This is a genomic window from Parabacteroides massiliensis, assembly GCF_900155425.1.
Lineage (GTDB): Bacteria > Bacteroidota > Bacteroidia > Bacteroidales > Tannerellaceae > Parabacteroides > Parabacteroides massiliensis.
The window spans coordinates 1,829,537-1,844,139 of record NZ_LT700191.1; the positions used below are offsets into that span (position 1 = coordinate 1,829,537).

Below are 14,603 nucleotides of genomic sequence, written 5' to 3' on the forward strand. Positions count from 1 at the left end.
TGGTAATATCAAGTTTTTATCTACTTGTTATTAATAGAATTGTCATTTAACGATCGCTTTAACAGCTTCTTCGCCTTCAACAGCTACAACGACTACACCGGCAGGAGCAGCGATTGTTGCGTTGTCTGAAGCGATAACTGTGTTAGCAACTGTCTGGCCTAAGACGTTAGAGATAACAACCTTCTTGCCGGCAGCGCCTGCGATAGTCAACTGGCCTTTACCTGCTACTACAGTAACATTAGAAACTTTTACGTTTTCGTTAGAAGTCGGGATTGCAGAAGTTCTTGTTACTACTACAGGCAGAGCATCCTGGTCTGTTGAGATTACAACTACACCGTTGATCTGAGCCAAACGAGCTTTTCTGTTCTTAGCCGGGTGGATTGTGTACTGGTTTTCAACGTCAGTGAGCTTGAACAAGAATGTGTTGTCAGCAGCCTGAGCCTTAGCCATTGTGTCGTTGATCTTAGCTTTTCCAGTTACGAATACCAAGCTGTCGTTGTTAACTTTGTAAGAACCATCCTTAGTCAAGAAGTCACCTGCCAAAGAATCACCTTCAGCTACGATAGCAGCATCCTTCATGATGTAGTAAGTCGGCAACAGACGCAGACCCGGTTCGTCAGATACACATGCAGAGTCGATCCACAATGAGAAGTTTTCTTCGATTGCTTCAACGCTACCCAGATTGTCTCCGGTGCTTAAGAACTTAGCGTCCATGTTTTCTTTCTTAGTCAGGACTTCGTTTTCAGACAAGTCACCGCTGTCAACTGTACCCTTGCTGTTGTCAACGATTACATAGTGACCGGCTTCCAGACGTGCATATTCTGCGTCGTCCAATGTGTAGTTGATAGTGAACAGAGAAACATCATTGTTTGTAGTCTGTGTAGAAGTTGTCGTACCGCCGTTTTCGTGTACACGTACTGCCCAACCACCAGAAGTGTTGCTGCAATTGATTGTTTCAATGCCTTTTGTATTGAACAACATCTTGTATTCACCTTCGTTTTCAGCCTTGAAGTAGAAGCAACGGAGCTGCTGGTCTTCTTTTGTAGTCAACGTAATGTTGTTGTTGTTTTCAGTTGCGATAAGACCGATCCACAATGTGTCGGCATCAGCGTTCAGAGTGTAGAGGTGATACATTGCCAATGTGTCTGTAGCGAATGTCTTTTCACCATCTTCATTCAAGTTGAAGTTTCTTGAGTCTGCAAATTTAGCACGGAATTCCAACGGAGCGTCAGTCTTCAATACGTTCAAAGAAGAGTCTTCGTTCATAACCATGTATACGTCTTCAGCACCCAATTTGTTTACCAAACCTAAAGTGAAAGAAGAAGATTCCAGTTCGTCACCATCGAATACTTTGTAACCATAGTTAGCATCGATTGCTTTTACGGCAACAGTATCAGTTGAATTCAGAATGAAATAAGTATCATCGCAAGTAGTTACTTTCTTGATGTTATAGTTACCACCATAGAAACGGTTTGTTGCTTTATAAGAATAGATACCGTCTTCGAAAGAAGAAGTGATCATCCACTGGTTTTCAGGAACGTATTCGTTTGTATAAGCAGCCTGTGCATTACCATTGTTTGCACTACCAACTGCACATACTGTACCGAACGGAACACCCCAAATCTTACCATCCTTAGCAGTCAGGATATACAAGCCATCGGCCAACGGCTGACCCGGTTCGATCTGTGCAGGAGCAGGAGTCCAATAAGGCATACCGTTTGTCGGGTTGTAAAGGCTGTCTACTGTGATATATTCAACTTCGTCGTTGATGAAACGGGCATTACCCAACCATGCAACAGCTTCGCCTTCATTTACTACATTCTCAGCCAATTTTTTGTTTACGACATCCCAACCCAAAACTGAATCCATAACAGCGACAGCGATACTGTCGTTAACCGGGTTGAATAAGATACCGAAATGATCGAAAGCAGATTCTGCACCAAATGCTACGTTGAAACCAAACACTTTATTCTGGCGAGGATCGCCTACGTTTACAGTTGATTTCTCTGTTACATTGGTAGAATCTACAGCCAAGAATTTGTCGGAAGTCTTGGACTGGATTGTGAAGATTGTATCTGTGCTTTGAGCATCAGCTGCTGTTGATACGAATTCATAAGCAGCGTCTTCCAATTCGATACCTTCCATTTGTGCGAACAAAGGAACCATGTATTTAGCACATTGGTTCAATTCTGCAACAGACATCCAGTGAGTCATGTCGTTCGGCAAAGCCAGAATCAAAGACAAGTCGTTGTCTGCATAGATCGTAGTGTCAGGAACGATAGTCTTCGGGAAAGTACCCCAGTTGTTGTCACGAGTAGCAATTGTGAATCCACCTTCTACAGTGAACAATTTTTTGAAATCAACCGGAGTAGATACGTTTAATGTATCCATCTGATGTCTTACGGCATCTTTGTCACCAACGGCAAACCATTCTTCACCGTTTAATTTCAAAGTCGTGTTAGTAGCTTTGTTTGTAAATTTGTAAACAAAGTTACCTGAAGTCGCACGAGAATCCACATCCACTTTCCACAAAGAGGCAGCAGTCATTGTTGCTGGATCGTTTTGTGCAACAAGTACAGTGGAGTCACCTTTCTTTACCAATTCACCTCTACCAGTCTGAATCTTCAGATATTGTGCATTGGTAGAAAATGAAACTAAAGCAAATGCTCCACACACAAGAGTAGAAACAATTTTGTTCATAATTCTAAAATGTTTAATTAATAAATAGTATATCTATATGTTCATTGTCTTCTTTTTGGAGAAACCCTTGTTTTACAAGCGTTAACCAAATACCTGTATAATGACGAGATAAAACGTACGTTTTTTTTAGTCATTTTCTTTCGAGGAATTAGGGGGTTTGTATAGGAAAGGTGGTTTTTCGTACGGTTTAAGCTATCTAATTGATAAGAAAGAATATAGAAAAGAAAATTTTATTGGAAGAAAGGATTGCAGGTTTAAAAAGTAGTTGTATTTTTGTAGCTGAAAAATGGCGAATTTAAACGTACGTTTTCATCAGTCATTTTGAAGCGTATACCTATCTTTTTTATCTCCAATAACTTACAAACAGAAAAATAATCGGACACAAGGCTGAATTCCGGATTTTTATATTAAGGTACATGCGTACTTTAATATGCACGTAAAGGAAAGTCAGTCAACTGTATACATGATATTTGCGCTCAACCCGTTTCTGTTGCCGAAATAGCCGAAATCGACCTGTTTGGGGGATAAACCCCACTGTTGAGTCTTCCCGTTGTTAACAAAATGTAAATTATAAGCAGGTGAAAGTCCATTCTTACTCTACAGGCCCGATGAAGGGTTATTAACAAAAAAATAATATCCGGCCATTAGCTGAGGCAATTCCGGCTGGCTATGTCGTGCCGGACGACAAGGATTCGTTATCATTCCTAAAAAAGTACCATCCATCGCGCTCATTTGAAACAAGTTATTAAATATTCTGTTTATATTTGCAAGTTATCAACAGATAAGGTGACTTTTCAACAAAACGGGCATTGTTTTGCTTAAACTGATTTGTGTTAGGTTTTTAATGTTTAGTTTTGCCTCCGAATAAATAGACAAAGTATGGGAAAGATTATCGCTTTAGCAAATCAGAAAGGTGGGGTAGGCAAGACTACCACTACGATTAACCTGGCTGCGTCGTTGGCGGCACTTGAGAAGAAAGTGCTGGTGGTCGATGCGGATCCGCAGGCTAACGCTTCGTCGGGACTGGGCGTGGATATCCGCAGTGTGGAATTGTCCATCTATGAATGCCTGGTGAACGGCGACGACCCGAAAGGCGCGATTACCAATACGGAAGTGGAAGGGCTGGATATTATCCCTTCGCATATCGACCTGGTAGGAGCGGAGATTGAAATGCTGAACATGGAGAACCGGGAGCAGATATTGAAACAAGTGCTGGTCCCGTTGAAAGATCGATACGATTATATCCTGATCGACTGTTCTCCCTCTTTGGGACTGATCACGGTTAATGCCTTGACGGCGGCCGATTCGGTGATGATACCCGTGCAATGTGAGTATTTTGCGTTGGAAGGTATTAGTAAATTGTTGAATACGATAAAGATTATCAAATCGAAGCTGAATCCCGCATTGGAAATCGAAGGCTTCCTGCTGACCATGTACGACTCGCGTCTTCGTCTGGCCAACCAGATATACGAGGAGGTGAAACGTCCGTTCCGGGATTTGGTTTTCACAACCGTTATTCAGCGTAATGTCAAATTGAGCGAAGCTTCCAGCTACGGCAAACCTGTATTGCTTTACGATGCCGAGTCGAAAGGTGCTCTTAATCACATGCAGCTTGCACAGGAGCTGATAGATAAAAACAAATAGATTTAGGACTTATGGTAATGAAAAGATCGGCTCTTGGCCGCGGATTGGATGCTTTGATTACGATGGACGACCTGAAAACGGGCGGTTCGTCGTCTATTAGTGAAATAGAGCTGAGTAAGATCCAGCCTAATCCGGATCAACCCCGTTCTGTTTTTGAGGAAGAGACGCTTGAAGAACTGGCTACCTCTATCCGTTCATTGGGCGTCATTCAGCCGATTACGCTGAAAGAGACGGGAACGGACAAATATATGATTATCTCCGGCGAACGCCGGTATCGTGCCTCCCTGATGGCGGGATTGGAACGTATCCCCGCCTATATCAAAACCGCGGCGGACGAGAATGTCGTCGAGATGGCTCTGATCGAGAACATCCAACGTGAAGACCTGAATTCGATAGAAATAGCATTGGCTTATCAGAAGCTGATCGACAGCTACGGCCTGACGCAGGAGAAGCTGAGCGAACGTGTCGGCAAGAAGCGGGCGACGATTGCCAATTACCTGCGCCTCTTGAAACTGCCGGCCGAGATACAGGTGGGACTGAAAGATAAGAAGATCGACATGGGGCACGCGCGTGCACTGCTTCCGGTCGAGGATCCGGAAGTGCAGTTGGCGCTTTACGAACAAATCCTGGCGGAAGGCCTGTCCGTCCGTAACGTCGAAGAAATAGTACGTGGCGGAGTGGATGCGGCAACACTCGAACAGGCGAAAAAGGAAAAGCCCGCCCAGCGGAAACCGAGGCTTCCGGAGGAATTCAACTTGCTGAGGGATCATCTGTCCAGTTTCTTTAAAACCAAGGTGCAACTGGTATGCAACGAAAAAGGTAAAGGTAGAATAACGATCCCCTTCGCATCAGAAGATGAATTGGAGAAACTGATCGGCTTGTTGGATAAGTTGAAATGAGAAACGGGAGAGCGATTTTATGGATAATAGTCCTGCTGTGCGGCTCGGTATGGTCCGGCTATGCGCAGGGGGCGATGACGGCAAGGCAGGACACGGTGATGCCTCCCGATTCGGCCGTCATGGCGGTGCTTTCGGCTGCCGACTCGCTTCCGCAGCCGAAAGTGAAGCTGAAGGAATTCAAACCCGATCCGAACAAAGCGCTGCTTTATGCGTTGGTGCCGGGTCTGGGACAGATATATAACAGAAAGTATTGGAAGCTCCCGCTGGTATACGGGGCCTTTATGGGCTGTATGTATGCCATCACCTGGAACAATAAGAACTATAAGGACTATTCGACCGCCTACTTCGATATCATGGCAGACTATCAAAAGGTGCTGGTGGCAGAGAAAGAAGGACAAAAGTATGAAGGGCCCTGGCAGGAGAGTTGGACGATCTTTGTCAGGAACGGAGAAGAAAGTACTTATGTTTCGAACAGCCAGTTTCAGGAAAACCTGAAGCGCCGGAAAGACTACTTCCGCCGTTACAGGGATTTGAGTATTATCATTACGGTCGGGGTGTATGCGATCAGTATTATCGACGCGTATGTGGATGCCCAGCTGTTCGACTTCGACATTTCTCCGGACCTGAGTATGCACTGGTCGCCGGAGGTGACCCCGAAGACCCGCTATACGCCGGGTTCGTATGGATTGAATTGCAGTTTTAAGTTCTGACATCATGAATAAAAATCTACTTATCCTGTTCTGCCTGTTTTGCCTGATGCAGGTTTCCCGTGCACAGGAACCTATAGCGGGTGAACCGCAGTATTCGACATTATCGACAGACTCGTTGTCTGACGTGGTGGGCTTGATACCTGAAAGCCTCGATGCAAACGTGGATAGTTTGCTCCATTCCTGGCATGTGCAATACTTCTCGAAGGTGGATGAGTATTGCCACGATGATGTGGAGAATGTCTATTTCTCCGATTCTGTTTATGAAGAACGCTTGGAGCGTCTTCCGAGTGTGATCCATTTGCCTTATAACGAGGTGGTGAGGGACTGCATCGACCTGTATGCAGGACGCAAGCGTGACCTGGTACGCTATATGTTGGGAATGGCGGATTTCTATTTTCCCATTATCGAACAGGTGCTCGACAAACATAACCTGCCTTTGGAGTTGAAGTATCTGGCCGTTGTCGAAAGTGCCCTGAATCCGGTAGCCCTTTCCCGTGTGGGCGCTTGCGGGTTGTGGCAGTTCATGCTTCCGACCGGCAAGATATATGGTCTGGAGATCAACAGTCTGTTGGACGAGCGGCGTGATCCGGAAAAGGCGACCGAGGCCGCCTGTAAGTATTTCGAAGATATGTATGCCATCTATGGCGACTGGAACCTGGTGCTGGCTTCCTATAACTGCGGTCCGGGCAATGTGAACAAAGCGATACGCCGTTCAGGAGGAAAGACTGACTTCTGGGAGATCTTCCGCTACTTGCCCCGCGAAACCCGTTCGTATGTGCCGCTGTTTATCGCCGCCAATTACATCATGAACTATTATTGTGAACATAATATCTGCCCGATGCAGACCAGTCTGCCGTTGGCGACCGATACGGTTATGGTGAAAAGCATGCTTCACTTGCAGCAGGTTTCCGATGTGCTGGGGATCGACATCGAACAGCTTCGCGCCCTCAACCCGCAATATAAACGCGACATCATTCCGGGGAATACGGAACCTTCCGTGTTGAAGCTTCCAGCCTCGCAGACCTATTCGTTTGTCGACAAGGAAGATTCGGTCTACACGCATCGTATAGAAGAGTTGCTGGCCGATTGCGTGCCGGTCAACGCCGCTGACGGATCCAAGAATCTCACGCTTGAGAAAATAACCCATGTGGTAGCCTCCGGTGAGAATATCTATACCATCGCAAACCGCTATGGCGTTACTCCGAAGGATATCCGTAAATGGAACGGGCTCAGTTCCAACCGCGTTGCCAAAGGCCGCCGCCTGCATCTGCATGTCGATAACGGAGGTGTCGCTTTTGCTTCAACTAAGGCTAAGAAAGCGGAGACTGCTAAAACAGGGCAGAAGGCGACTCCTGTCGCTACCGGAAGCAACCAGACGGCTCGCGTTTCAGGCAAAAGCCAGACTTATAAAGTGCAGTCCGGTGATTCCCTTTACTCCATTGCCAAGAAGTATCCGGGTGTATCGACAGAAGACTTGCAGAAAGCCAACGGGCTGACAAATGCCGATATCCGGCCGGGACAAGTCCTGAAAATACCGGTCGTCTAACTTTTTCTGTCGCTTTCGGGGATATATAAGCAAATATTTCCATATATTTGCCTACATACACGTTTTAAAATACGGGAGGGCATTCGATATGAGCGACATAAATGATACAAAAGACACAGCAGACACGCAGCCGGACCAGCAGGCGAAACCCGCTCTCTCGGCCGACGAGCAGATGATTCAGGATGGCTTCAACGCGCTGCTGCAGGATTATCTTAATTCAAATCACCGGCGTAAGGTGGAGCGCATAACCAAAGCGTTTAACTTTGCCAACCAGGCACATGCCGGTGTGAAACGTCGTTCGGGCGAGCCTTACATCATGCACCCGATAGCCGTGGCACGTATTGTTTGCCGCGAGATGGGACTGGGGTCCACATCTATTTGTTCGGCTCTGTTGCACGATGTGGTGGAGGACACCGAGTACACGGTGGAAGATATAAAGGATATGTTCGGCGAGAAGATCGCCCAGATCGTGGACGGCCTGACGAAGATATCCGGCGGTATATTCGGTGAACAGGCATCGGCGCAGGCAGAGAATTTCCGTAAGTTGCTGCTGACGATGAGTGATGATATTCGGGTAATCCTGATCAAGATTGCCGACCGTCTCCATAACATGCGCACGCTGGGCTCTATGTTGCCCGCAAAGCAATTCAAGATAGCCGGTGAGACGCTTTACCTCTATGCCCCTCTGGCACACCGTCTGGGGCTTTTCTCCATCAAGACGGAATTGGAAGACCTGAGCTTCAAGTATGAACATCCGCAGGAATATGCCTTTATCAACCTGAAACTGAAATCTACGGAAGCAGCCCGTAACACCTTGTTCGAGCATTTTGCCGTGCCGGTAGACAAGAAGTTGAAGGAGATGGGGCTCCACTACGAAATGCGTGCCCGTGTGAAATCCGCCTATTCCATTTGGAACAAGATGGAGAGCAAAGGGGTCAGTTTTGAAGACATATACGATATATACGCCGTCCGTATCATCTTCGACCCGCTGCCGGGGGTGGACGAGAAGAACCAGTGTTGGGATATCTATTCCGCCATCACGGATATCTACCGTATCCGTCCGGACCGTATCCGCGACTGGGTGAGCCGTCCGAAAGCCAACGGGTACCAGGCGTTGCACCTGACCGTGATGGGACCTGACGGGCAATGGGTGGAGATACAGATCCGCAGCCGCCGAATGGACGAGATCGCCGAGAAGGGCTTTGCTGCCCATTGGAAATATAAGGAGCATAACATAGAGGAGGATACGGAGCTCGACAAATGGTTGCAGACCATCACCGAGATACTGGAAAGCCCGGATCCGAATGCTTTGGACTTCCTCGACACGATCAAACTGAATCTTTTTACCTCCGAGATATTTGTCTTTACTCCGAAAGGCGATATCAAGACTTTGCCTCAAGGAGCTACGGCTCTGGATTTCGGATATGCCCTTCACTCGGACATCGGAAACAAATGTATCGGTGCGAAAGTCAACCATCGTTTGGTGCCGCTCAGCCATCAGTTGGCAAGTGGCGACCAGGTGGAGATCCTGACCTCCCGTTCGCAGAACCCGCAGCCGGAATGGTTGAATTTCGTCACGACGGCAAGGGCGCGTGCAAGAATCGATGCTTACCTGAAAAAGGTCCGTAAAGAGGCTGCCAAAGAAGGTGAGATTAAAGTGATCGATGCTTTCAAGCGTAATAATTTGGAGGCCAACACATCCAATATCGACAAGTTGTGCATGTATTACGGTTTCTCCAAACGGGAAGAATTCTACTATGCGGTAGAGAAAGGAGATGTGATCCTGCCGGAAAATATCCATAAACTGTTGAAAGAGAAAACGGACAATGTCCTCTTTAAATATGTCAAGCAGGCGCTCCGCGTGGCAACGAAAGCAACATCCGGAAAGAGAGAAGAGGAAGAACAGCCGAAAGAGAAACCGAAATATGACAAGAAGAAACCTTATATCCTGAAAGAGGAGGCTTTTGAACGCAATTATGTCATTGCCGATTGCTGTAAACCGATTCCGGGTGACGAGTCGTTAGGCTTTATCAACGACGATGGCAACGTGGTAGTCCACAAACGTTCCTGCCCGATAGCCATGCGCTTGAAAAGCAGTTTTGGTGAACGTATCCTGAATACGGAATGGAGCAGCCATCATTCTTCGTTCGAGGCAACGCTTGAGATTAAGGGTATTGACTCGATTGGGGTTTTGAATACGATTACCCGTACGATTTCCGACGATTTCAATGTCAATATCATCCGCCTGCTGATCGAGGCGAAAGACGGTGTGTTCGAAGGAAAAGTGAAGATGAAAGTGCACGATGTGGAGGATATCCAGCGGATGTGCGTAGTCCTGTCCAAGATAAAGAATATCCAGTCTGTGGCCCGTGTGGCAGACTAAGCCGAAAAAGGTGGTGTGTGAAAAACGGCCTTGTCCCGTGCTTGACACACCACCTCTTTCTTTATTAGATATTAGAAAGGCAGATCGTCTATCGGATTGGCCGGGCCGAAATCCGGAACAGCGGATGCTGCAGGGGCGGATGCCGGTACTGCGTTTTCAGGAATCATGGCTCCCGGTGCTGACTGGGGAGCGGCGGCCGTCGGACGTTCCACTTTCCAGGCGTTGATATTCGTAAACCAACGTCCTTGATATTCGCGGCTGTCTATGTCGAAATATACTGTAAGTTCTTCTCCGGGCTGTATGGCTGCCTGGTCGATGCGGTCTGCACCGAAAATCTGGAAGCATACTTTCTTCGGATATTGATCATGTGTTTCCAGGACATATTCCTGCTTTTTCCACTCGTTTCCGTTTTTGCTGATACCGCCTTGAACCGGCAGTACTGCGATGATTCTTCCCGTAATTTCCATGTCTCTTGTTTTTATAAATTGAGTGCGAAGGTACGATTTTCCGGCGTAACAAGCTAATTCTTTAAAGCCGTTTTTGTATGCAGAAGCTATTTGGACGCTTCTAAAGCATCGAATGCATCTTTCATGGCGAGCAGTTCTTCCTTGATCTGCTTCAACCTGTTTACGATCTCTTCATGGCGTATCGTCGTTTCCGGATTCTCTTTCAGCTTTTGCCGGGCGCCAGCCAGTGTCATTCCCCTTTCTTTCACCAAGTGGTAGACCAGACGTATGGCGTCGATGTCTTCTTTCCGGTATGAGCGGGTCCCTTTGCCGGTCTTGCGTGGGTTGATCTGGTCGAATTCTTTCTCCCAGAAACGCAGGGTAGACTCGTTGACGTCGAACATTTGTGCCACCTCGCTGATGGAGAAATAGAGCTTTGGATTTTTATCTTTATTTAATGCCATCGTATTAAACAATGTTTAATCCATAACCTGGCCGTGATTTTCCGCAATCTGTATCATACGGTCGTATTCTTCCGGAGTCAGGTCCATATAGTAGTATTTGGACGGGTTGTCGTACTTGCCACGGACAATCACCTCGTAGTGCAGGTGCGGGCCGGTGGATTTTCCGGTGTTGCCCACTTCCCCGATCACTTCTCCGCGCTTGACTTTCTGGCCGACGCGTGCGCGGTATTTGCTCATATGGCCGTAAAGTGTCTGGAAACCATGACCGTGGTCGATCATCAGACAGTTTCCGTATCCTTGTTTCCATGCGGCAAAAGTGACGACTCCGTCGCCGGTGGCATAGATTTCCGTACCCACTTTGGCGGAAAAGTCCATACCGGAGTGGAAGCGGGGAGTACGGTAGATCGGGTCGATACGTACGCCATAGCCGGATGCCGTGCGTTTCAGGTCCTTATTGGCAATCGGCTGTATGGCGGGGATGCATTTGCTTCGTTCTTCTTGGTTCTTGCCCAAGGTGATGAGTTCGTCCAGCGAGTTGGATTGGATATAGAGCTGTTTGCTCAGCATATCCATCTTGCGGGTGGTCGAAACGACCAGCTCCGAATTGGACAGGCTCATCAGATGTTCATACCGGTTGGTCCCGCCGAAGCCGGATTTGCGGACGGATTCGGGGATCGATTCCGCCTGGAAGATTGCCCGGTACAGGTTTTCATCGCGTTGCTGTATGTCATCCAGGACTTCCAGCGCAGTGTTCAGGCGCAACGAAAGCACTTCGTATTGCGTCTGCAACAGCTTGTTCTCTTTCTTTAAAAGCGATTCGACAGGCGAGTCGAACGTGCGTGAGAAGATAAAGAAAATACCTGCTCCGACCACAATCCCGATGCTCAGGTGGCGGAGCACACCGAAGAAGCGGTCCTTGACGGAAGGGTAAACACGTTCGTAACTGAGCGTGTTTGGGTTATATAAGTAATATGTTTTTCTGTTTTTAAATAGTTTCATCAAATATTTTTTTGCTTGAATACGTGCAAAAATAATAATTTGCTGTACTTTTGCAAATTGTTTTTCAGAATATTAACGAGACTATATAGAATAGATTATGTTGACAGCAAAAGAAATCCGTGAATCATTTAAAGACTTCTTCGCTTCCAAGCAGCACCAGATTGTGCCTTCTGCTCCAATGGTTGTGAAGGGCGACCCTACATTGATGTTTACCAATGCAGGTATGAACCAGTTCAAAGATATAATCCTGGGAAACGTACCCCGTAAATATCCACGTGTCGCGGATTCACAAAAGTGTCTTCGTGTGAGTGGCAAACATAACGACCTGGAAGAGGTAGGACACGACACGTACCACCACACCATGTTTGAGATGTTGGGAAACTGGTCGTTTGGTGACTATTTCAAACAGGAAGCGATCGGTTGGGCATGGGAATACTTGGTAGAAGTGCTGAAACTGAACCCCGACCGTTTGTATGCAACCGTGTTCGAAGGAAGTCCGGCCGAAGGCCTTTCTCGTGACGACGAGGCTGCCGGCTATTGGGAAAAGTTCCTGCCGAAAGCTCATATCATCAATGGTAACAAACATGATAATTTCTGGGAGATGGGCGATACGGGTCCTTGCGGTCCTTGCTCCGAAATCCATATCGACCTCCGTTCGGAAGAAGAACGTGCCGCTATCCCCGGTCAGGAGATGGTGAATAAAGACCATCCGCAGGTGATTGAAATCTGGAACTTAGTGTTCATGCAATATAACCGCAAGGCCGACGGCTCGCTCGAACCGCTGCCAGCCCGTGTGATCGATACCGGTATGGGATTCGAACGTCTCTGCATGGCTTTGCAGGGTAAGACATCCAACTATGATACGGATGTTTTCCAGCCGATTATCAAAGTGATTGCCGATATGGCAGGAACTTCTTACGGCAAGGACAAACAGCAGGATGTGGCCATGCGCGTAATCGCCGACCATATCCGTACGATTGCTTTTGCGATCACGGACGGACAGCTGCCTTCCAATGCAAAGGCTGGCTATGTCATCCGCCGGATCCTGCGTCGCGCCGTCCGTTACGGCTATACGTTCCTGAATCGCAAGGAATCCTTTATGTATAAGCTGTTGCCCGTGTTGATCGAGACAATGGGAGATGCTTATCCCGAACTGATCGCGCAGAAGACGCTGATCGAAAAGGTGATCAAGGAAGAGGAAGAATCTTTCCTGCGTACGTTGGAAACCGGTATACGTTTGCTGGATAAGAAGATGGAAGAAACAAAGGCTGCCGGAAAGAACATGATCAGCGGCGTAGATGCCTTTACACTCTATGATACGTACGGATTCCCGTTGGATTTGACCGAGTTGATCCTTCGTGAAAACGGTATGGAAGCCAACATCGACGAATTTAACGTCGAGATGCAGAAGCAGAAAGACCGTGCCCGCAACGCTGCCGCTATCGAAACCGGCGACTGGGTGGTGCTGAAGGAAGGCGGATCGAACTTCGTTGGTTACGACTTGTTCGAATGTGATGCCGAAATCCTGCGTTACCGCCAGATCAAGCAGAAGAATAAGGTATTATATCAGATCGTCCTGGACCAGACTCCGTTCTATGCAGAGATGGGCGGACAGGTCGGCGATACCGGCTGGTTGATTGCCGACGACGAGACGGTCGATGTGATCGATACGAAACGCGAAAACAACCTTCCTGTCCATCTGGTAACTAAATTGCCGAAAGATGTGACGGCGACTTTCACTGCCAAGATCAACGAGAAGAAGCGCATCCAGTGTGAATGCAACCACTCTGCCACTCACCTGTTGCACGAGGCGTTGCGTGAGGTTTTAGGAACACATGTCGAGCAGAAAGGTTCTTATGTATCTCCCGACTCTCTGCGTTTTGACTTCTCCCATTTCCAGAAAGTGACGGACGAGGAAATCCGTAAGGTGGAAAAGCTGGTGAGCGAAAAGATCCGTGCCAACTATCCGTTGGAAGAACATCGCAATATGCCGATCGCCGAAGCGAAAGCATTGGGTGCTATGGCTCTGTTCGGTGAAAAATATGGTGATGAAGTCCGTGTGGTCAAATATGGCAACTCTATCGAGTTGTGCGGTGGTACGCATATCCCAGCAACCGGCATGATCGGTTCCCTGCGTGTGGTTGGCGAAAGTTCTATCGCGGCAGGTGTGCGCCGTATTGAAGCGGTAACGGCCGAAGCGGCTGAAAACTACACCTTCATGTTGCAAGATTCTTTGCGTGAACTGCGTGCGATGTTCAATAATGTGCCGAATCTGTCTCAAACCATCAAGAAGGCTATCGAAGAGAATGCCGAACTGAAAAAGCAGGTAGGCGATTATCTGAAAGAAAAAGTCCAGCAGTTGAAAAAAGAGTTGATTGCTAAAGCTGTTGAGCGTAACGGGGTGAAAGTTATTGTGTTCCGTGGTGAAGCCAATGTTGATGCAATCAAGGATTTGGCTTTCCAGATCAAAGGCGAAAGCAATACGGACGAAAAGGTCTTCTTTGTGGCAGGAATCAAAGACGGAGAGAAGTGTGCATTGATGGTCATGCTGAGCGAACCGTTGGTAGCCGAAGGTTTGAATGCCGGCAAACTGGTGAAAGAAGCCGCCAAACTGATACAAGGTGGCGGAGGCGGGCAGCCTCATTTTGCAACAGCCGGTGGTAAGAATGTGGCCGGACTGGGCGAAGCCGTCGAACATATCTTGGACGCGGCCGGCCTGAAATAAGAAAAAAGAGATGTTTCCCCTGCATGAGATGATTGTCCCTGCAGGGGAAATTTTTTCCCCCCTGTTTTGATAATCGGATAACATATA

At 47.6% G+C, this 14,603-nt stretch carries 10 protein-coding genes; 6 read left to right on the forward strand and 4 right to left on the reverse strand.

Annotation, left to right across the window (positions count from 1 at the left end):
- Positions 1-42 precede the first annotated feature (42 nt).
- A complete protein-coding gene (locus tag BQ9893_RS22460; RefSeq protein ID WP_139322622.1) occupies positions 43-2,700 on the reverse strand; it encodes a DUF6383 domain-containing protein in 2,658 nt (885 codons plus the stop codon).
- Positions 2,701-3,579: 879 nt separating this feature from the next.
- On the opposite strand from BQ9893_RS22460, the gene BQ9893_RS18365 reads away from it, so the two are divergent.
- The 5 genes from BQ9893_RS18365 (at position 3,580) to BQ9893_RS18385 (ending at position 9,882) form a co-directional block, all read left to right on the forward strand.
- Entirely contained in the window at positions 3,580-4,344 is a 765-nt protein-coding gene (locus BQ9893_RS18365; RefSeq protein WP_075967260.1) for a ParA family protein, read from the forward strand.
- An 11-nt stretch (positions 4,345-4,355) separates the two neighbouring features.
- On the forward strand, positions 4,356-5,243 hold the full coding sequence (locus tag BQ9893_RS18370; protein ID WP_075967261.1) for a ParB/RepB/Spo0J family partition protein: 888 nt from the start codon (positions 4,356-4,358) through the stop codon (positions 5,241-5,243).
- Positions 5,240-5,953, forward strand: coding sequence for a DUF5683 domain-containing protein (locus tag BQ9893_RS18375; protein ID WP_075967262.1), 714 nt, complete (start codon positions 5,240-5,242; stop codon positions 5,951-5,953). The genes BQ9893_RS18370 and BQ9893_RS18375 overlap by 4 nt, the downstream gene beginning before the upstream one ends.
- 4 nt (positions 5,954-5,957) lie before the next feature.
- The gene (locus tag BQ9893_RS18380; RefSeq protein WP_075967263.1) at positions 5,958-7,499 is read left to right on the forward strand and encodes a lytic transglycosylase domain-containing protein; all 1,542 of its coding nucleotides are present in this window, start codon (positions 5,958-5,960) and stop codon (positions 7,497-7,499) included.
- An 88-nt stretch (positions 7,500-7,587) separates the two neighbouring features.
- Positions 7,588-9,882 carry a RelA/SpoT family protein gene (locus BQ9893_RS18385; RefSeq protein WP_075967264.1) on the forward strand — a complete coding sequence of 765 codons (2,295 nt, stop codon included), beginning with the start codon at positions 7,588-7,590 and terminating at the stop codon, positions 9,880-9,882.
- A 71-nt stretch (positions 9,883-9,953) separates the two neighbouring features.
- Here the strand turns inward: BQ9893_RS18385 and BQ9893_RS18390 are convergent, their stop codons facing one another.
- The 3 genes from BQ9893_RS18390 to BQ9893_RS18400 all read right to left on the reverse strand — a co-directional run bounded on the left by BQ9893_RS18390 (position 9,954) and on the right by BQ9893_RS18400 (position 11,791).
- Positions 9,954-10,349, reverse strand: a complete 396-nt coding sequence (locus tag BQ9893_RS18390) for a DUF3127 domain-containing protein (RefSeq protein WP_075967265.1) — start codon at positions 10,347-10,349, stop codon at positions 9,954-9,956.
- A gap of 86 nt (positions 10,350-10,435) precedes the next feature.
- Complete coding sequence (locus BQ9893_RS18395) at positions 10,436-10,792, reverse strand: MerR family transcriptional regulator (protein ID WP_075967266.1); 357 nt, start codon at positions 10,790-10,792, stop codon at positions 10,436-10,438.
- A gap of 15 nt (positions 10,793-10,807) precedes the next feature.
- On the reverse strand, positions 10,808-11,791 hold the full coding sequence (locus tag BQ9893_RS18400) for a M23 family metallopeptidase (RefSeq protein ID WP_075967267.1): 984 nt from the start codon (positions 11,789-11,791) through the stop codon (positions 10,808-10,810).
- Between the two features lie 97 nt (positions 11,792-11,888).
- On the opposite strand from BQ9893_RS18400, the gene alaS reads away from it, so the two are divergent.
- A complete protein-coding gene (gene alaS, locus BQ9893_RS18405; RefSeq protein ID WP_075967268.1) occupies positions 11,889-14,516 on the forward strand; it encodes an alanine--tRNA ligase in 2,628 nt (875 codons plus the stop codon).
- Positions 14,517-14,603: the final 87 nt, after the last annotated feature.

Bases quoted from the DNA above. Each gene is read 5' to 3' on its own strand.
- BQ9893_RS18390 (WP_075967265.1), bottom strand. From the start codon at position 10,349: ATGGAAATTACGGGAAGAATCATCGCAGTACTGCCGGTTCAAGGCGGT.
- BQ9893_RS18370 (WP_075967261.1), top strand. From the start codon at position 4,356: ATGGTAATGAAAAGATCGGCTCTTGGCCGCGGATTGGATGCTTTGATT.
- BQ9893_RS18375 (WP_075967262.1), top strand. From the start codon at position 5,240: ATGAGAAACGGGAGAGCGATTTTATGGATAATAGTCCTGCTGTGCGGC.
- BQ9893_RS18395 (WP_075967266.1), bottom strand. From the start codon at position 10,792: ATGGCATTAAATAAAGATAAAAATCCAAAGCTCTATTTCTCCATCAGC.
- BQ9893_RS18380 (WP_075967263.1), top strand. From the start codon at position 5,958: ATGAATAAAAATCTACTTATCCTGTTCTGCCTGTTTTGCCTGATGCAG.
- BQ9893_RS18365 (WP_075967260.1), top strand. From the start codon at position 3,580: ATGGGAAAGATTATCGCTTTAGCAAATCAGAAAGGTGGGGTAGGCAAG.
- alaS (WP_075967268.1), top strand. From the start codon at position 11,889: ATGTTGACAGCAAAAGAAATCCGTGAATCATTTAAAGACTTCTTCGCT.
- BQ9893_RS18400 (WP_075967267.1), bottom strand. From the start codon at position 11,791: ATGAAACTATTTAAAAACAGAAAAACATATTACTTATATAACCCAAAC.
- BQ9893_RS18385 (WP_075967264.1), top strand. From the start codon at position 7,588: ATGAGCGACATAAATGATACAAAAGACACAGCAGACACGCAGCCGGAC.
- BQ9893_RS22460 (WP_139322622.1), bottom strand. From the start codon at position 2,700: ATGAACAAAATTGTTTCTACTCTTGTGTGTGGAGCATTTGCTTTAGTT.